The sequence below is a fragment of the Streptomyces sp. NBC_00285 genome (assembly GCF_036174265.1).
Classification (GTDB): Bacteria; Actinomycetota; Actinomycetes; order Streptomycetales; family Streptomycetaceae; genus Streptomyces.
On the sequence record NZ_CP108055.1, the window covers coordinates 4,557,060 to 4,574,189 of the forward strand.

Consider the following 17,130-nt stretch of genomic DNA (forward strand, 5'->3'; position numbering starts at 1 on the left):
CTCATGCCTCGCTCCCCCTCCAGATCTGCGTGAACCGGTCGAGCAGTGCGACCGCGGCCGTCACGTCGCCCGTGAGCGGCCGGTCGGCCGGGTCGTCGTCGAGCACCGCCTCGGCGAGCTCCAGCGCGCGGCCCACCGGAAGGTCCGGGCCGGGCCGCAGGTCGCGCTGGCGCAGCGCCCGTACGGCGGCGACGAGTTCGCAGCCGACGACGAGACGGTACGCGCCGCACGCGCGCAGTGTCTGGCGGGCGGCGAGCGAGGCGAAGCTGGCCTGCTCCTCGACGCCCCGGGAGAGTACAGCGTGGCCGAGCGAGGCGGGCGCGGAGAAGGCCCGCAGATCTCCGAGGGCGGCGCCGGCGGCGTACTCCAGGATCATCACGCCGGAGGAGGCGGGCTCCTGGTCGGCGAGGAAGGGCCGCAGGCGGGTGAAGGCGGGCTCGTTGAGCGTGGAGAGCCGGGAGGTGGAGAGGCGGGCGACCTGGGTGAGCGCCAGCCTGAAGTGGTCCAGGGCGAGGGCGAGTTGGGCTTGGTAGAAGCCGCCGTGGTGGTAGGCGGCCATGTCCTCGGGGCAGATGAGGGGGTTCTCGGCGGCGGCGTTGATCTCGATGGCTAGGACCTCCTCCAGGACGTCGGCGGCGTCGTGTGCCGGCCCGTGGATCTGGGGCAGGCAGCGGAAGCCGTACGGGTCCTGGATCCGGCCCAGCGGCGGGGTGGGCCGGTCCTCCGCCCCGATCAACTCCCGCATCTTCCGGGCCACTTCGGAGGAGCCGCGGTGCGGCCGGGCGGCGTGCACGGGGGCGGCGTACGCCTCGTGCGATCCGTCCACGGCGAGCAGCGACAGGGCGCCGACGATCTGCGTGGCCTCGATGAGCCCGCGCAGTTCGTGCAGGGCGAGGGCGGCCTGGCCGAGGGTGAGGGCGTTGCTGCTGATGAAGGCGAGGGCGTCGTTGTTGTCGAGCGACTGGGGCTCGGGGGCGCCGGTCACCTCACGCGCCCCGCCTGAAGCACCGGCTCCCCGGCCACCACGAGCGCCCGCAGCCGAACCCGCACCCGCACCGACCGCGACGTCCGCGCCCGAGCCGAGCGAGCCTCCCGCGCCCGACCCGCCGGAGACAGAACCCCCGGCGGCATCAGCCACCCGCACCTCGGCGCCCCCCGGCCCCCCGGCGTTCCGCCAGGGATGCTCCCCCACCAGCGCCAGCCCCGCCTGGGCCAGCGCCGCGATGTCCCCGGTGCCCACGGACCCGAACTCGTTGACCACCGGGTAGGCGCCGCTCTCCAGCGCCTCGCACAGCGCCGTCACCACGGTCGGCCGCAGTCCCGCGCCCCCCGCGAGCAGCTGGTTGGCCCGTACCGCGAGCATCGCGCGGACCTGCCGGGCGGGTAGTTCCTCGCCGATGGCACCGGCGTGGCTGCGCAGCAGCCGCAGGCCGTGCTCGGCGGCCGTGTCGGTGGGCACGTCCTCGTTCCGGTTGGCGCCGACGCCGGTCGAGCGGCCGTAGACGCGCCCGGTCGCGGCGATCTGCCGGGCGGCGTCCCAGGACTCGTTCACCCGCTTCATCGCCTCGGTCCCGGCCACCGGTCGGGCGGTTCCGTCGGCGAGAGCGACGACATCCGCGACGGCCAGCCCGATCCCGTCGAGGACCACGAGACCGGTGCGCCCGACCGGCACGACATACAAGGTGTCCACGATTCGAGACGACATAAGACAGTAACTCCCCTCAAACCGGACGATCGATCTTGCTCTTCGGTCATCCGTAACCGCGGATTAACACCAGGCCGTTGACAATCCATTCAGCTACAGAGAACTCTGCATGACGTTATACAGCCGGGCAAGGGACAACCACATGATCCAGTTCGACGCGGTCCACAAACGCTTCCCCAACGGCACGACAGCAGTGCACGACCTCACCCTCGACATGCCGGAAGGCGGCGTGACCGTCCTCGTCGGATCCTCCGGTTGCGGCAAGACGACCACCCTCAGGATGATCAACCGGATGGTCGAGCCGACCTCCGGCACCATCAAGGTCGGTGGCAAGGATGTCACCCGCCAGGACGCGGCCGAACTGCGGCGCTCCATCGGGTACGTCATCCAGCAGTCGGGCCTCTTCCCGCACCGCACGGTCCTGGACAACATCGCCACGGTCCCGCTCCTGCTGGGCCACGGCCGCCGCAAGGCCCGTGCGCGGGCGGCGGAACTGCTGGAGACCGTCGGCCTGACCGCCGACGCCGGCAAGCGCTACCCGCACCAGCTCTCCGGCGGCCAGCAGCAGCGCGTCGGCGTCGCCCGCGCCCTGGCCGCCGACCCGCCGGTGCTGCTCATGGACGAGCCCTTCGGCGCGGTCGACCCGGTCGTGCGCACTCAGCTCCAGGACGAACTGCTGCGACTCCAGAAGGAGTTGAACAAGACCATCGTCTTCGTCACGCACGACATCGACGAGGCGGTCCGGCTCGGCGACCGCATCGCGATCTTCCGCACCGGCGGTCACCTCGTCCAGTGCGCCCCGCCCACCGAACTCCTCGCCCGTCCGGCCGACGACTTCGTGGCCGACTTCCTCGGCGCCGAGCGCGGCCTCAAGCTGCTCTCGCTGAAGACCCTGGCCGAGGTCCCGCAGGGCCCGGCGCCGCACGACAGCGGCTGGACCCTCATGCTCGACGCCGGCGACAGGCCCCTGCACTGGTCCTCGAAGGACGCCGAGATCCCCGTACGGCCGCTGCGGGACGGCGACTCCCTGCTCGCGGCCCTCAACGAGTCCGTCTCCTCCCCGACCGGCCTGGTCGCCCGCGTCGACGCCGACGGCGTGCTCACCGGCGTCACGTCCCGTGACGACATCCACCGGCACGCGGGCCGGGCGCACTCGGAAGCCCGGGTGGTCGTATGACCATCGACTGGTCGTGGATCTCCGGCCACACCGACGACCTGACCACCCTGACGGTCTCCCACCTCCAGGCAGCCCTGAGCGCCGTCTTCTTCGGCCTGCTGATCAGCCTGCCCCTCGCCGTGGTGGCCCACCGGGTCCGCCCGCTGCGCGGCTTCCTGCTCGGGCTCTCGAACGTCCTGTTCACGATCCCGTCGATCGCGATCTTCGTGCTCCTGCTGCCGATCAGCGGTCTGACCCGCACCACGACCGTCATCGGTCTGACCGTCTACACGCTGGTCGTGCTGCTGCGGAACACCGTCGAGGGCCTCGACTCGGTCCCCGCGAAGACGAAGGAGGCAGCGAAGGCGATGGGCACCCGCCCCCTGCGCACGCTCCTCACCGTCGAACTCCCCCTCGCACTCCCCGTGATCATGGCGGGCGTGCGGATCGCGACCGTCATGTCGATCTCCCTCGTCTCCGTCGCCACCTACATCGGCGACGGCGGCCTCGGCCAGCTCTTCACCGACGGCTTCCAGCGCGACTTCCCGACCCCGGTGATCGTGGGCGTGGTCCTCACGCTCCTGCTCGCCGTGGTCGCCGACGCCCTGCTGGTGGCCCTCCAGTACGTCCTGACCCCGTGGCGGCGGAGGCGAGCCTGACATGTACGAACTCCTCAAGAACCTCGGCGACTGGCTGACCAGCGGCGCGAGCTGGTCCGGTACCGACGGCATCGCCCACCGGCTCGCCGAGCACCTGCAGTACTCGCTGCTGGCCACCCTCGTCGCGGCCGCGATCGGCCTCCCCCTCGGCCTGCTGATCGGCCACACCGGCAAGGGCGCCTTCGTCGCGATCAACCTCGCGTCCTTCGGCCGTGCCCTGCCCACCGTCGGCCTGGTGGTGCTGGTCTTCCTGGCCGGCGGGCTGTCCATGCTGCCGGTCTACGTCGCCCTGGTCGCCCTCGCGGTCCCGGCGATCGTCACCAACACCTACGCCGGCATGACGGCCGTGGACCCGGACGTGAAGGACGCCGCCCGCGGCCAGGGCATGCGCGGCCACCAGGTCCTCCTCCAGGTCGAACTGCCCCTCGCGCTCCCCCTGATCATGACCGGCCTGCGCCTGGCACTGATCCAGGTCGTCGCCACGGCGACCATCGCGGCCTACGTCTCCTTCGGCGGCCTCGGCCGCTACGTCTTCGACGGCCTCGCCCAGCGCGACCTCGTCCAGGTCCTCGGCGGTGCGGTGCTGGTCGCCGTGGTCGCCGTGACCCTCGACCTGCTGCTCTCCGGCCTCCAGCGCCTCCTCTTCCGCCACCGCACCGCCTAGGGACCCCAGATGAACCGACGTACGCTCCTCGGCGGCCTCCTCGCGGCGGCCTCCGTCCCCGTCCTCTCGTCCTGCTCCGGCGGTGTCACCTCCCTCGACGGTCAGGGGAGTTCGGCCGGCGGCAGCGGCTCCAGCAAGGGCGGGCTCACCATCGGCACCGCCAACTTCACCGAGAACCAGGTGCTGGGCTACCTCTACGCGGCGGTGCTCCAGCAGGCCGGCGTGAAGGTGAAGGTCCGCCCGAACCTCGGCACCCGCGAGATCGTGATCCCCGCGCTCAAGGCGGGCGACATCGACCTGCTGCCCGAGTACCAGGGCGCCCTCCTCAACTACCTGGCCCCGAAGGACGCCTCGTCGGAGCCCGGCACCATGCAGAACGCCCTCACCCTGGCCCTGCCCGCGGGCCTCCAGGTACTCCCCTACAGCGAGGCGGCCGACTCCGACTGCTTCGCCGTCACCCGGGAGACCGCCCGCAAGTACGGCCTCGTCACCCTCGCCGACCTCGCCAAGCAGAACGGCAAGCTCGTCATCGGCGCCGCGCCCGAGGTCAAGAAGCGCCGGGTGGGCGCGATCGGACTGAAGGACGTGTACGGCGTCGAGTTCAAGGAGTTCAAGTCGCTCGACTCGGACGGCCCGCTGGTCAAGGGCGCCCTGAAGAAGGGCGACGTGGACGTGGCGAACCTCTTCACCACCGACACCGACATCGCGGCCAACGGCTGGGTGGTGCTGACCGACCCGAAGAACCTCATCCCCAGCCAGCACATCGTTCCCCTCATCGCCGACCGCAAGGCCGACGACACGGTCCGCAAGGCCCTCGCCCGGCTCGGCAACGTCCTGACCACCGAACAGCTCACGCAGCTCAACAGCCAGGTCGACAACGACAAGAAGGACCCGGAGGACGTGGCGAACGCGTACGCGAAGCAGCACGGGCTGGCGAAGTCCTGAGATCCCGACTCCGAACAGGGGGGCTATCCCCAGTGCGGCGCGCGCGTCCGTTTCCTACCGTGGAGCCCATGACCGGAATGGATGCGCGGGACCCCGAACTCACGAAGGAACTCAACGCCACCCTGCATGCGCGCAGGGAACTGGGCGAGGAGTACGAGTCCGCGCTGGTCGACTCGTTCCTGGAGAAGGTCGACCAGCGGATCGACGGCGTCGTGGACCGCCGGGTGCGCCGGCAGCTCGCCGAGCAGCAGATGGTGTCGGCCCGGGGCGCCCGTTCACCCAAGTCCACCGACTCCTTCGGTGAACGCTTCGGCTTCGGCATCGTCTCCATGGTGCTGGCGATCCCGCTCTCCGCGATCGGCGGCGGCATCGCCCACCTGCCCGGCCTCCTGGTGGCCTGGGCGGGCATCGTCGGCGTGAACGCCTTCCAGGCCGCGAAGTCCAACCCGGAGATCTTCCGCGGCCGCCGCCACCGGCAGACCCAGGACAGCGACTGGGAGGGCTGACCCGACGCACACCCCGGCCGGGTCGGCAGCACCATGACCCGACGCAGGTTGACGTGCCGGGGGCGGCTGCAACAGCTGGGGAACCGGGCGACAGCCCGCTGAAGCGCAGAAAAAAGTATGCGCGGGGACCGCCGCACCCCCGTTGCCGGGGGGCGGGACGACGGCGGTCCCCGCGAGAGGCGTCGACCGGGTCAGGCCTGGTCTGACGCCCAGCGTCCTTGGAGGTCCGGGAGCCGCTCCGGAGGTCCTTGGACGTTCGGTGTCGGCTGGGGCGGGGAGCCGCTCCCGCCCTGCCGACATCCACTAATGTGCCCGACTCGTGTTAAGCGTGTGCTGCGTGGACGTGACGCGCTCGTACCAGTTCCGCGAAGTCCACCCTTTCGGTGGGAAACCGGAAGTCCGCCGCGCCCACGCCCTGTTCACCGGACGTTTTCCCGCAGGATGCGCTTACTTCCCGCCCTTGGCGAGAAAAGCCAGCAGGTCCTGCCGGCTGATCACTCCGGTGGGCTTGCCCTCCACGAGGACGATCGCCGCGTCCGCCGAACCCAGCACCTGCATCAGGTCGCCGACCGGTTCGCCGGAACCGACCTGGGGCAGCGGGGACGACATGTGCTTCTCCAGCGGGTCGCCGAGGGAGGCCCGCTGGGTGAACAGCGCGTCCAGCAGCTCCCGCTCCACGACCGACCCGACGACCTCCGCGGCCATCACGTCCGGGTGGCCGGCGCCCGGCTTGACGATCGGCATCTGCGAGACGCCGTACTCCCGCAGCACCTCGATGGCCTCGCCGACGGTTTCGTCCGGGTGCATGTGGACGAGGGAGGGGATGGCGCCGTGCACCTTGTCGTTGAGGACGTCGGCCACGCGGGCGCTCGGGCCCTCGTCCTCCAGGAAGCCGTAGTCGGCCATCCACTCGTCGTTGAAGATCTTGGAGAGGTAGCCGCGCCCGCTGTCGGGGAGCAGGACCACCACGACGTCGTCCGGGCCGAGCCCCTCGGCGACCCGCAGCGCCGCGACGACGGCCATGCCGCAGGAACCGCCCACCAGCAGGCCCTCCTCCTTGGCGAGGCGGCGGGTCATCTGGAAGGAGTCCTTGTCGGACACGGCGACGATGCCGTCGGCGACGCTGCGGTCGTAGGCGGTCGGCCAGAAGTCCTCGCCGACGCCCTCGACGAGATACGGCCGCCCGGAGCCGCCCGAGTACACGGACCCCTCGGGGTCGGCGCCGACGACCTGGACCCGGCCGTCGCTGGCGTCCTTCAGATACCGCCCGGTCCCGGAGATGGTGCCGCCGGTGCCGACGCCCGCCACGAAGTGGGTGATCCGCCCCTCCGTCTGCTCCCACAGCTCGGGGCCGGTGGAGTGGTAGTGGGAGAGGGGGTTGTTGGCGTTGGAGTACTGGTCCGGCTTCCAGGCCCCCGGCGTCTCACGGACCAGCCGGTCGGAGACGTTGTAGTACGAGTCGGGGTGCTCGGGGTCGACGGCCGTGGGGCAGACGACGACCTCGGCGCCGTAGGCCCGAAGCACGTTGATCTTGTCCGTGGACACCTTGTCGGGGCACACGAAGATGCAGTGGTACCCCTTCTGCTGCGCGACGATGGCGAGCCCGACCCCGGTGTTTCCGCTGGTCGGCTCGACGATGGTGCCCCCGGGCTTCAGTGCCCCGCTCTCCTCCGCCGCCTCGATCATGCGCAGCGCGATGCGGTCCTTCACGGAACCGCCGGGGTTGAAGTACTCGACCTTGGCCAGGACGGTTGCCCGGATGCCCTTGGTCACGCTGTTGAGCCTCACCAGCGGGGTGTTGCCGACGAGGCTGATCATCGAGTCGTGGAATTGCACCGTTGTCTCCGGATGCTGCAAGGAAGTGGTCGAAATGGTTCCGCCAGCCTATGGCCTGATCGGGCGCCATGACGGCCGTTCACTCCCCGTTGGGATTGGGCCACGGTCCGTGCGGGGCAAGGAGTGTGTGTAGCGGGTACGACGGAGGTGGCGCAACGTATGACGAGCATGTCGAGGGCGAGGGTGGCCCGGCGGATCGCGGCGGGCGCAGCCTACGGCGGCGGCGGGATCGGCCTGGTCGGCGCCGCGGCCATGGGGCTGTTGCTGGCGGAGGCACGGCTGGCGAGACGGCAGGTGGGCAACGGCGTGACGCCGCACGTCCCCCAGGCCGAGGGCCGGTACGGCCATGTCTACGCCACGCCCGGTGAACCCGCCCTGCGGCTGGTGATGCTGGGCGACTCCACGGCCGCGGGCCAGGGTGTGCACCGGGCGGGCGAGACGCCGGGTGCGCTGCTGGCGTCCGGCCTGGCCGCGGTGGCGGAACGGCCGGTGGAGTTCCGTAACGTCGCCCTGCCCGGGGCCACGTCCGACGATCTGGACCGCCAGGTGGCGCTGACGCTGGCGGACCCCGGGGGGGTCCCCGACATCTGCGTGATCATGATCGGCGCGAACGACGTGACGCACCGGATGCCCGCGACGCGCTCCGTGCGCCACCTGGCCTCGGCGGTACGGCGTCTGCGCACGGCCGGTGCCGAGGTCGTCGTCGGCACCTGTCCCGACCTGGGCACGATCGAGCCGGTCCAGCAGCCCCTGCGCTGGCTGGCCCGCAGAGCCTCCCGCCAGCTGGCGGCCGCCCAGACGATCGGCGCGGTCGAGCAGGGCGGCCGCACGGTGTCCCTGGGCGACCTGCTGGGCCCGGAGTTCGCGGCGAACCCACGGGAGCTGTTCGGCCCGGACAACTACCACCCCTCCGCGGAGGGGTACGCGACAGCGGCCATGGCGGTGCTGCCGACGGTGTGCGCGGCCCTGGGCCTCTGGCCGGCGGACGAGGACCGTCCGGACGCCTCGCGCCGTGAGGGCTTCCTGCCGGTGGCCAGGGCGGCGGCGGAGGCCGTGTCCGAGCCCGGCACGGAGGTCGTGGCGGCGATGCCGACGGGCCCGAAGGGGCCTTGGGTCCTGCTGAAGCGCAGGCGCAGGCGGCGGGTCCGGGCGACGGAGCCGTCACCCACCAGCCCGTCCGGCGTCTGACCTCATTCAGCCCCTCCGGCGTTTGAGGAGCGGGGGTCCAGGGGGCGGAGCCCCCTGGAGGACGGGACGGGTAGGGGCGGCGGGGGCGAAAAAAGCAAGCGCTTAGACATAGGTCACACCGCGACGCCCGTGACCTGGGCCATACGTCCGGGTAACTTCGCAAGCAGCCACGCCCGGAAGAACACCCCCGCATGCCAATGGAGCCGTGATGCCCGAAGCAGTGATCGTCTCGACCGCCCGCTCCCCCATCGGCCGCGCCGTCAAGGGCTCACTCAAGGACCTGCGCCCCGACGACCTCACCGCCACGATCATCCAGGCCGCCCTCGCCAAGGTCCCCGAGCTGGACCCGCGGGACATCGACGACCTGATGCTCGGCTGCGGTCTGCCCGGCGGCGAGCAGGGCTACAACCTGGGCCGGATCGTCGCCGTGCAGATGGGCATGGACCACCTGCCGGGCTGCACGATCACCCGTTACTGTTCCTCCTCGCTGCAGACGAGCCGCATGGCCCTGCACGCCATCAAGGCCGGCGAGGGCGACGTCTTCATCTCGGCCGGTGTCGAGATGGTCTCCCGCTTCGCCAAGGGCAGCTCCGACGGCCTCCCGGACACCACCAACCCGCTCTTCGCCGAGGCACAGGCCCGCACCGCCGCCACCGCCGCGTCCGAGGGCTCCTCCTGGCACGACCCGCGCGAGGACGGCCTGCTCCCCGACCCGTACATCGCGATGGGCCAGACCGCGGAGAACCTGGCCCGCACCAAGGGCGTCACCCGCCAGGACATGGACGAGTTCGGCGTCCGCTCGCAGAACCTCGCCGAGGAAGCCATCAAGAACGGCTTCTGGGAGCGCGAGATCACCCCGGTCACGCTTCCCGACGGCACCGTCGTCTCCAGGGACGACGGCCCGCGCGCCGGCGTCACCCTGGAAGCCGTCCAGGGCCTGAAGCCGGTCTTCCGCCCCGACGGTCTCGTCACGGCGGGCAACTGCTGCCCCCTCAACGACGGCGCCGCCGCGGTCGTGGTCATGTCCGACACCAAGGCCCGCGAGCTCGGCCTCACCCCGCTCGCCCGCATCGTGTCGACGGGTGTCTCCGGCCTCTCCCCCGAGATCATGGGCCTCGGCCCGGTCGACGCCAGCAACCAGGCCCTGCGCCGCGCCGGCCTCACCATCGACGACATCGACCTGGCCGAGATCAACGAGGCGTTCGCCGCCCAGGTGATCCCCTCCTACCGCGACCTGGGCATCCCGCTGGAGAAGGTGAACGTCAACGGCGGCGCCATCGCCGTCGGCCACCCCTTCGGCATGACCGGCGCACGCATCACGGGCACGCTCATCAACTCCCTCCAGTTCCACGACAAGCAGTTCGGTCTGGAGACCATGTGCGTGGGCGGCGGCCAGGGCATGGCGATGGTCATCGAGCGCCTGAGCTGATCAACACCCCATATCCGTACGGAAAGTAGCCGCGCGGGAACACAGCGCCACCCTCTGGCCCAGAACCCGGGAAACTCCTGGGTTCTGGGCCCGTTTGTGATCCAATCTCCCCCAGGATGTGACCTATCTCCCTTCCAGAAGGGATGTGCGCAGGTCAGAGCCGTTTCACCACCAAACCCCGGGTCCAAAGTCCTGTCCGTTTCGTGACGTTACGCACTGACAGCTGGATAGTCCGCCCTTCAAGCTGATGTAGGAAGTCGGGGGTCGACTTTGAACCGGGAGTACGTCAGTGAGCGCCATGCCGATCGCATTGCTGGTCACCACGGCCGCCACCGGCGCCGTGGGCGTCGCCGTCCTGCGCACCCTCATGGTGCTGCGCCGACAGGTCGCCGCCCTGCACACCGAGCTCGCCAAGAACAACACCGTGCCGCTGCGGGGCCTCGTACCGGCCGCCCGCCCCGCCACCGACGTCGACGAGATACGCGCCGCCGTGGCCGAGGCCCTCGCCGAGGAACGCGAGCGTGAACTCGCCGAGGCGCGTGCCTTCTGGGCCGCCCAGGAGTCCCGTGACGCCTCCGAGGCGCCCTCACTGCTCGGCCTGCCCGACAGCGAGCTGTTCCTGCCCCGGCAGACCGACTTCGTGGGCCTGGAGCCGCTGGAGTCGGTGACGGAGCCGTCCACGGAAGCGGACGAGTTCGCCGGGGACAGCCCCGAACTGGCCGCGGCCCGCCGCCGTCACCCCTCCCACCCGGACTTCGTCCCGGTCGGCTCACCCACCGTCGGCGACCACGAACGCACGGTGGCGACCCTGGAGGACCTGGCCGCCTCCGGCACCGAACTGGCCGACGTCCGTCCGGGTCCGCTCGGCACCCTCGACGTCTACGTCTTCGCCGACGGCACGACCCTCTGCATGACCCCGGGCCACCGGGAGACGGCGGAACGCCTCTCAGCGGCCCTGCGCGCGGGCCAGACCCCGGTCCTGCTGGGCGGCTCGGGCATCTCGGGCGCGTACACGCTGACGTTCGCGTGCGGCGAGGAGAACGTCTACATTCTCGCGGACCGGGTCATAGCGAGCCTCTAGGGGCCGTAGCGGTGTGGGCGCGACCGGCCCTCACCGGCCCGCGGTCGCCGCCGAACCTCAGACGCCCGCCCGCTTCTGCGCTTCCTCCACCAACCGCACAGCCTCGGAAACCTGGCCCTCGTCATCGAGCACGAGGGCCAAGTCGTGCACCGCGACGGTGATTTGGTCGGCCGCGGCGAACATCCCCGCATCCGGCATCTCGCGGAGCTCGGTACCCGGCTCCTCCAGAACCTGCGTCCGACGGACGAACTCCCGGGCCAGCCCCAGCGCCTCAGCGGCGGCGCCCCGCTGCAGACGGGACTGCGGCGCGGCCCGCAACCGGTCGGCGAATTGGTCCACGGCCTGGGTCAGACGCTCGGTATCAGCCACCCGGCAACCGTACGCGTCCCACCGGGACTGTTGCCAACGCGCGAACGCTCAGGCACGGTGACCTGAAGGACCGGCTTACAGCCCATGCGCACGGAGGCGCCGATGTCCCAAGTTTTCTCCGAGGAGACCCACCGCAACATGCTCGCCCGCATCCCTCACTGCACCGGTCGTGAAGTGTCCGACTGGCTCCGCACCGTCGACGAAGGCCCGGCTCTCTTCCGCTTCGAGGAGAAGGTCAGCTGGCTCCGCCACGAACACAACCTCGCGTACGGCCACGCGAAAGCGCTCATCCACGAGTACGACCTGAGGAGGGCCGCGCGCAGGTACTTCTAGCCGCGCACACGGGAAAGGGCCCCGGGTAGGAACCCAGGGCCCTTTCGCACGCCGCGTGTGTACTACGCGTGTGTACTAGTCGTTGCTGTTGAGGATCGCGATGAGCCTCAGGAACTCCATGTAGATCCACACCAGCGTCAGCGTCAGACCGAACGCCGCCAGCCACGCCTCCTCGCGCGGGGCGCCGTAGGCGATGCCGTCCTCGACCTGCTTGAAGTCCAGCGCCAGGAAGCACGCGCCGAGCAGGACGCCGATGATGCCGAACATGATGCCGAGGCCGCCGCTGCGGAAGCCGAGGCCGTCACCGCCGCCGAAGACGGCGAACAGCATGTTGACCATCATCAGCAGGACGAAGCCGAGCGCGGCCGCCATGACGAAGCCGTAGAACCGCCGGTTGACGCGGATCCAGCCGGCCCGGTACGCCACGAGTACGGCGGTGAAGACCGCCAGGGTGCCGATCACGGCCTGCATGGCCGCGCCGGACGCGATGCGGTTGTCGACGACGCTGGAAACGACCCCGAGGAACACGCCCTCGAACGCGGCGTACGACAGGATCAGCGCGGGCGAGGCCTTGCGCTTGAAGGACTGGACGAGCGCCAGGACCATGCCGATCAGCGCGGCGCCGATACCGATGCCGTACGAGCGGCCGATGTTGGCGTCGTCGACCGGCAGCAGCGCCCAGGCGAGCGCGGCCGTGACGACCAGGATGCCGAGCGTGGTGCCGGTGCGCATGACGACGTCGTCCATCGTCATCCGGCCGGTGGTCACCGGGGCCTGCGGCGGCGCCCCCTGCTGAAGGTCCTGCTGGGCGTAGGGGTTGCTCGCGTACGGGTTGGTGCCCTGCGCGCCTACGGCTGCGCCCCCGGCCTGCGGCGCGGTGTTGAAGCCCGCGTAGCCGTTGTCGCGGCTGAAGCCCCGTCGCGAGAAGACCGGGTTGCTGCTCCTCATTTCACTCCTCCGTGGCCACCGTGTGTGGACCTTGCCTCAAGAGTAATAGGTAGGCAAAGGAATGACCCTAGTGCTTGAGGAGGATCTTCCCTCGATGTGCTGGCCAACACGCTACGCGTACGCGTGATTCCCGGCACCGGAGGGGCCGCTCACTCGAAGGGGAAGCCGGTGTACCCCTCGGCGAGGTCGGTCTCGGCCGCCGTCGACCCGGCGATCCGCTCCAGCCGGGCCCGCTGCATCCGGTCCTCGAAGGCGGTGGCGTCGGGCGCCCGGTGCAGAAGGCCCGTCATGTCGTACGAGAACCGTTCGGCCTGCCACACCCGGCGCAGGCAGGTCTCGGAGTAGGCGTCGAGGCGCTCCGCCGAACCGGTCTCCCTCTTGTGCGCCAGCGCCCTCGCGAAGGTCACGACGTCACCGACGGCGAGGTTCAGTCCCTTGGCACCGGTGGGCGGCACGATGTGCGCCGCGTCACCCGCGAGGAAGAGACGGCCGTGCCGCATGGGCTCGTGGACGTAGGAGCGCATCGGGGTGACGGACTTCTGGGTGATGGGCCCCCGGTCGAGCGTCCAGTCGTCGTCGGTCTCGAAGCGGCGTTCCAGTTCGTCCCAGATCTCCTCGTCGCCCCAGCTCTCGGCGTCCGTGCCCTCCGGGACCTGGAGGTAGAGACGGGAGACGGACGGGGAACGCATCGACAGAAGGGCGAAGCCGCGGTCGTGGCGGGCGTAGACGAGTTCGTCGTGGGAGGGCGGGACGTCGGCGAGGATGCCGAGCCATGCGAAGGGGTACGTCCGTTCGAAGACCTGGGTCAGTTCGGCGGGGATCGCCTTCCTCGCGACACCCCAGAAGCCGTCGCAGCCGACGACGTACTCGCACTCCAGGGCGTCCTCGCGTCCCTCGTGCCGGTAGCGGATCCGGGGGCTGTCTCCGTCCGCCCCCTCGACGGCGAGGGCCTCCGCCTCGAACAGCAGCGGGCCGCCGTCCTTGAGCTGGAGGGCGATGAGGTCCTTGCAGACCTCGGTCTGGGCGTAGACCATCACGGACCGGCCGCCGGTGAGGGCGGGGAAGTCGACGCGGTGGCGCTTCCTGTCGTAGCGCAGTTCGATGCCGTCGTGCGGGAGCCCCTCGCGGTCCATGCGCTCACCGGCGCCCGCCTCGCGCAGCACGTCGACCGTGCCCTGCTCCAGGATCCCGGCGCGCTGGCGGTGCTCGACGTAGTCGCGGTCGCGGCTCTCCAGGACGACCGAGTCGATACCGGCGCCATGGAGGAGCCGGGCGAGGAGGAGACCGGCGGGGCCGGCTCCGATGATGCCGACGGTGGTACGCATCGGGGGGTTCCCTTCGGAGACCTTGGTTCTCGGCTGACGTCAGCGACTGCACCTGCGATTGTTCGCAAGGTGAAGTTTCTTTCACTTTTGTGTCCTGAGTCTGCGCTCGGGGTCTGCCGATGTCAACGGTCTGCGCGGCCGTCCGGCCCGCGGAAGGCTGCCGCGGGCCGGACGGCCGACGGGTCAGCGGCCGGGCCAGCCGTCCAGGTGGCGGTGCATGGTGACGTCGTCCTGTGCGTCACCCTTCGGGGCGTCGGCCACGGCGTCCTTGAGGACGGCGTTGACCTCGGCGGCGAGGCCGTCCGCCTGGGTACGCAGGTCGGCCGCGGGGACCTTGGAGCGGGTCAGCGCGTCCAGCCGGCGGTGGATGTCGGCGAGTTGGCGGCGATGGGCGGAGTCGAGGGTGAGCGGGGTGGGCGTGGACACCACGAACTGGTAGGCGCCGGCCAGGGTCTGGCAGCCGGTGCAGTTCTTGTTGGCGGCGTCGCTGAGGTTCACGGCGTTCAGACGTGTCTGCTCGCCGGCGAACGTGACGATCTGGAAGGACAGCGCGACCGAACGGCATTCGTCGTCGGCGGAGCAGCCCGACGAGACCGCGTTGGCCTGGTTGCGTACGGCGGCGGCGTTCACCTTGCCGTACTGCCGGATGGTGAACGAGTCCTTCGTCTCCGTGTGGTCCAGCCGGTTGGCGTGGCTGAAGACATGGTCCGACGCGACGGCGGGCCGCGACGGCCCGCCGGTGGCGGCCTGCGCCGGCACGGCACTCGCCACACCGGCGACCCCGGCGGCGAACAGCCCCACGCGGACGGCACGCCGGGTGAGCGGAGAGGTGGGACGCGGTTTTCGGTGACTGCTCAAGGGATCTCCTCAGGTTCATGGATCAGTGCGGATGTGGGGGGCGCAGCCCCCGATTCGGGGCCGCCCTCGGTTCCGGCCGGGCCTGACGACGGCCCGGGTCGGGACCGGCCGCGCTCCTCGCTCCGGGGTCTGTCCCGATCCCGACCTGAGGTCGGCCGCGCCCCCCACCCCCGAGCCGTTCACGGCGTCAGTCGGTCAGGGCGTTGCCGGGGAGGCGGCGGACGGGGGTGGGGACGGGGAGTCGACCGGGGAGGGCGGGACGCTCTCCGAGGGGATCGGGGACGGGGCCGGGCTCGTGCCCTCACCCGTGCCAGGTGACGACGGTTCCGGGGCCGCCGAGGTGCCCTGGGCCGGGGACGCCGGCCCGCGGGAGGTGCCCCCGGCAGACGTGCCCGGAGCCGACGCCGACGCGGCCGGTGAGGCGGACGCCGACGCGGCGGCGGAGCCACCGGAGGAGGGGGCGCCGGAGCCCGAGGGACGGCCCGCCGAAGACGGCGCGGCCGTACCGGAACCGCTGACCGCAGGGTCGTTCGCGGTGTCCCCGCCCGACGTCGACGCGTCGCCGTCGGGAGTCGCCGCCTGACGGGGCGCTGGTTCCTCCGTCGAGACCCCGGGCTGCAGGATCGGCGCGATCGGGGGCTTCTTCGGGAGCGGCTGGGGTGTCAGTCCGGACGTCCAGGCATAGCTGAGGCCTGTCAGCCCGGCGAGGACCACCGCGCACAGTGTCACCCGCAACAGGGGCCGCTCCGCCGTGGACCGCTTCGCCGCGCGGAGGATCCGCCCGCCGATCTTCACGGAGAGGTAGACGACCCCGCCCATCGGGATCAGCAGCATCAGACAGCCCAGCACCCCGACGAGCCCGTCGACGACCTTGCCGTCCGCGAGGGCCGCCCCGGTGCCGGAGAACTGCTCGACCATGGACCGGGTCATCGTGGCGAGGATCCTGGGCAGGTTCCAGAGCGCGTAGCCCATCTCGCCGATGATCAGCGGCACCATGGTCAGCACCCACACGGCAACGATGGTCCGCGCCGACTTCTTCAGTCCGGCGACCTCTTTGCGCGCGGCCCGTCCCTTGCTCCCCGGCACCAGGCCGAGCAGGATCGGCTTGATCTTGCCGTAGAGATCGGGGACGCCCGCGAGGTCGCCCAGGATGTAGTAGCCGTCCAGCCGCACGGCCGGCATCAGCTGTTCGAGGATCTCGAAGTGCCCGAGGTAGACCGCCGCCAGGAAGAACTGCTCCCCCGTGGCGAAGTACAGCCCGGCCATGCCCAGCATGAAGACGACGTTGAAGTAGACCCCGCCCAGGTCGGTCCTGATCCGCCCGCCGCGTCCGATCCGGTAGACGTCGGTGACGTCGGTGTACATGGACGGCCAGATGAGGAAGATCCCGCAGCCGATGCAGCCGGGCCGGGCGCCGCCGTATCTGCACGCGGAGGCGTGGCCGAACTCGTGGAAGACGAGCGAGGCCACGGTCAGCCCGAACACGAGCAGGATGAGCACCGGCTGGTCGAGGACCTCCAGGACCGGCTCGATCGCCCCGAAGAAGCCGAACAGCCACACGTCCAGGGCCACGGCCGAGAGCAGCACGGCCGTGACCACGACCGGCCGGTGCAGCCAGCCGAGCGTCCGCGCGATCCGGTCCGTGCGCCGCTCGTTGAAGATGACCCGGTGCCCCTTGAGCGCGAGCAGCAGGTCGGAGCGGGGTGCGTCGACCTCGTCGCTCTCCTGGCCCTCGGGGACGGTCACCCCGAGCGGTTCGAGTTTCTTCTCCACCAGGTAGCGGATGTTGTCGGAGCTGACCTCGCGGCCGAATCGCGCGCTCACCCGGTGGGCGATCGACTCGATGTCGCGCAGGCCGTCGACCGACGACGCCACGAGATGCAGCAGCCGTGACAGCTGCACGACCTGCCCGTCCCCCCGACGGGCGATGTACTTGGGCTCGGTGAATCCCGACCCCTGGTACTCGCCGTGCAGCCGCAGTCCCGCGCTCAGCCGGGGCACCAACCGCTGTTCGACGACCGGCAGGCTGCCCGTCGCCACCTGCTCGTAGGTCACCGGCCAGCCGCCGGGCCCGGGCACCGGCCCGGAGTCGTACAGCGTCGGGGTCCCGCCTCCGAGCACCGTCATA

16 protein-coding genes are annotated in these 17,130 nt (G+C 70.9%); 9 read left to right on the forward strand and 7 right to left on the reverse strand.

Translation table 11 applies throughout. The annotated features are described in order from the left end of the window. Position 1 precedes the first annotated feature (1 nt). On the reverse strand, positions 2 to 1,705 hold the full coding sequence (locus OHT57_RS20935; protein WP_328747990.1) for an aromatic amino acid ammonia-lyase: 1,704 nt from the start codon (positions 1,703 to 1,705) through the stop codon (positions 2 to 4). A 142-nt stretch (positions 1,706 to 1,847) separates the two neighbouring features. Between OHT57_RS20935 and OHT57_RS20940 the strand changes: the two genes are divergently transcribed. The 5 genes from OHT57_RS20940 (at position 1,848) to OHT57_RS20960 (ending at position 5,635) form a co-directional block, all read left to right on the forward strand. Then, on the forward strand, positions 1,848 to 2,882 hold the full coding sequence (locus OHT57_RS20940; protein ID WP_328747991.1) for an ABC transporter ATP-binding protein: 1,035 nt from the start codon (positions 1,848 to 1,850) through the stop codon (positions 2,880 to 2,882). Continuing rightward, the gene (locus OHT57_RS20945; protein ID WP_328747992.1) at positions 2,879 to 3,520 is read left to right on the forward strand and encodes an ABC transporter permease; all 642 of its coding nucleotides are present in this window, start codon (positions 2,879 to 2,881) and stop codon (positions 3,518 to 3,520) included. The genes OHT57_RS20940 and OHT57_RS20945 overlap by 4 nt, the downstream gene beginning before the upstream one ends. A gap of 1 nt (position 3,521) precedes the next feature. Next, on the forward strand, positions 3,522 to 4,184 hold the full coding sequence (locus OHT57_RS20950; RefSeq protein WP_328747993.1) for an ABC transporter permease: 663 nt from the start codon (positions 3,522 to 3,524) through the stop codon (positions 4,182 to 4,184). Between the two features lie 9 nt (positions 4,185 to 4,193). Then, on the forward strand, positions 4,194 to 5,129 hold the full coding sequence (locus OHT57_RS20955) for an ABC transporter substrate-binding protein (RefSeq protein WP_328747994.1): 936 nt from the start codon (positions 4,194 to 4,196) through the stop codon (positions 5,127 to 5,129). 77 nt (positions 5,130 to 5,206) lie between these two features. Then, positions 5,207 to 5,635 (forward strand): hypothetical protein, encoded by a 429-nt coding sequence (locus OHT57_RS20960; RefSeq protein WP_328753268.1) that lies wholly within the window; start codon positions 5,207 to 5,209, stop codon positions 5,633 to 5,635. 447 nt (positions 5,636 to 6,082) lie between these two features. Here the strand turns inward: OHT57_RS20960 and OHT57_RS20965 are convergent, their stop codons facing one another. Continuing rightward, positions 6,083 to 7,471: a cystathionine beta-synthase gene (locus tag OHT57_RS20965; protein ID WP_328747995.1), complete on the reverse strand. Its 1,389-nt coding sequence runs from the start codon at positions 7,469 to 7,471 to the stop codon at positions 6,083 to 6,085. Positions 7,472 to 7,630: 159 nt separating this feature from the next. Here OHT57_RS20965 and OHT57_RS20970 point away from each other — a divergent pair, with 159 nt between their 5' ends. From OHT57_RS20970 to OHT57_RS20980, 3 genes are all read left to right on the forward strand, one after another. After that, positions 7,631 to 8,659 (forward strand): SGNH/GDSL hydrolase family protein, encoded by a 1,029-nt coding sequence (locus OHT57_RS20970; RefSeq protein ID WP_328747996.1) that lies wholly within the window; start codon positions 7,631 to 7,633, stop codon positions 8,657 to 8,659. 208 nt (positions 8,660 to 8,867) lie between these two features. Continuing rightward, positions 8,868 to 10,088: an acetyl-CoA C-acetyltransferase gene (locus tag OHT57_RS20975; RefSeq protein ID WP_328747997.1), complete on the forward strand. Its 1,221-nt coding sequence runs from the start codon at positions 8,868 to 8,870 to the stop codon at positions 10,086 to 10,088. Positions 10,089 to 10,386: 298 nt separating this feature from the next. Then, positions 10,387 to 11,169, forward strand: coding sequence for a hypothetical protein (locus tag OHT57_RS20980; RefSeq protein WP_328753269.1), 783 nt, complete (start codon positions 10,387 to 10,389; stop codon positions 11,167 to 11,169). A 57-nt stretch (positions 11,170 to 11,226) separates the two neighbouring features. On the opposite strand, the gene OHT57_RS20985 is transcribed toward OHT57_RS20980, so the two are convergent. After that, positions 11,227 to 11,508 (reverse strand): hypothetical protein, encoded by a 282-nt coding sequence (locus tag OHT57_RS20985; RefSeq protein ID WP_328753270.1) that lies wholly within the window; start codon positions 11,506 to 11,508, stop codon positions 11,227 to 11,229. Between the two features lie 132 nt (positions 11,509 to 11,640). Here OHT57_RS20985 and OHT57_RS20990 point away from each other — a divergent pair, with 132 nt between their 5' ends. After that, the gene (locus tag OHT57_RS20990) at positions 11,641 to 11,871 is read left to right on the forward strand and encodes a DUF4287 domain-containing protein (RefSeq protein ID WP_328747998.1); all 231 of its coding nucleotides are present in this window, start codon (positions 11,641 to 11,643) and stop codon (positions 11,869 to 11,871) included. Positions 11,872 to 11,946: 75 nt separating this feature from the next. Here OHT57_RS20990 and OHT57_RS20995 read toward each other — a convergent pair whose 3' ends face one another. The 4 genes from OHT57_RS20995 to OHT57_RS21010 form a co-directional block, all read right to left on the reverse strand. After that, complete coding sequence (locus tag OHT57_RS20995) at positions 11,947 to 12,819, reverse strand: Bax inhibitor-1/YccA family protein (protein WP_328747999.1); 873 nt, start codon at positions 12,817 to 12,819, stop codon at positions 11,947 to 11,949. A 149-nt stretch (positions 12,820 to 12,968) separates the two neighbouring features. Further along, positions 12,969 to 14,144: a 4-hydroxybenzoate 3-monooxygenase gene (locus OHT57_RS21000; RefSeq protein ID WP_328748000.1), complete on the reverse strand. Its 1,176-nt coding sequence runs from the start codon at positions 14,142 to 14,144 to the stop codon at positions 12,969 to 12,971. 183 nt (positions 14,145 to 14,327) lie between these two features. Then, positions 14,328 to 15,002, reverse strand: a complete 675-nt coding sequence (locus tag OHT57_RS21005; RefSeq protein WP_328748001.1) for a hypothetical protein — start codon at positions 15,000 to 15,002, stop codon at positions 14,328 to 14,330. A gap of 195 nt (positions 15,003 to 15,197) precedes the next feature. Then, a complete protein-coding gene (locus OHT57_RS21010; RefSeq protein WP_328748002.1) occupies positions 15,198 to 17,129 on the reverse strand; it encodes a hypothetical protein in 1,932 nt (643 codons plus the stop codon). Between the last annotated feature and the right edge of the window lies 1 nt (position 17,130).

Excerpts from the sequence above, each read along its gene's own strand:
- OHT57_RS20995 (WP_328747999.1), bottom strand. The coding sequence starts at position 12,819 with ATGAGGAGCAGCAACCCGGTCTTCTCGCGACGGGGCTTCAGCCGCGAC.
- OHT57_RS20950 (WP_328747993.1), top strand. The coding sequence starts at position 3,522 with ATGTACGAACTCCTCAAGAACCTCGGCGACTGGCTGACCAGCGGCGCG.
- OHT57_RS20975 (WP_328747997.1), top strand. The coding sequence starts at position 8,868 with ATGCCCGAAGCAGTGATCGTCTCGACCGCCCGCTCCCCCATCGGCCGC.
- OHT57_RS20955 (WP_328747994.1), top strand. The coding sequence starts at position 4,194 with ATGAACCGACGTACGCTCCTCGGCGGCCTCCTCGCGGCGGCCTCCGTC.
- OHT57_RS20935 (WP_328747990.1), bottom strand. The coding sequence starts at position 1,705 with ATGTCGTCTCGAATCGTGGACACCTTGTATGTCGTGCCGGTCGGGCGC.
- OHT57_RS20945 (WP_328747992.1), top strand. The coding sequence starts at position 2,879 with ATGACCATCGACTGGTCGTGGATCTCCGGCCACACCGACGACCTGACC.
- OHT57_RS20980 (WP_328753269.1), top strand. The coding sequence starts at position 10,387 with ATGCCGATCGCATTGCTGGTCACCACGGCCGCCACCGGCGCCGTGGGC.
- OHT57_RS20940 (WP_328747991.1), top strand. The coding sequence starts at position 1,848 with ATGATCCAGTTCGACGCGGTCCACAAACGCTTCCCCAACGGCACGACA.
- OHT57_RS20970 (WP_328747996.1), top strand. The coding sequence starts at position 7,631 with ATGACGAGCATGTCGAGGGCGAGGGTGGCCCGGCGGATCGCGGCGGGC.
- OHT57_RS20990 (WP_328747998.1), top strand. The coding sequence starts at position 11,641 with ATGTCCCAAGTTTTCTCCGAGGAGACCCACCGCAACATGCTCGCCCGC.
- OHT57_RS21000 (WP_328748000.1), bottom strand. The coding sequence starts at position 14,144 with ATGCGTACCACCGTCGGCATCATCGGAGCCGGCCCCGCCGGTCTCCTC.
- OHT57_RS21010 (WP_328748002.1), bottom strand. The coding sequence starts at position 17,129 with ATGACGGTGCTCGGAGGCGGGACCCCGACGCTGTACGACTCCGGGCCG.
- OHT57_RS20960 (WP_328753268.1), top strand. The coding sequence starts at position 5,207 with ATGGATGCGCGGGACCCCGAACTCACGAAGGAACTCAACGCCACCCTG.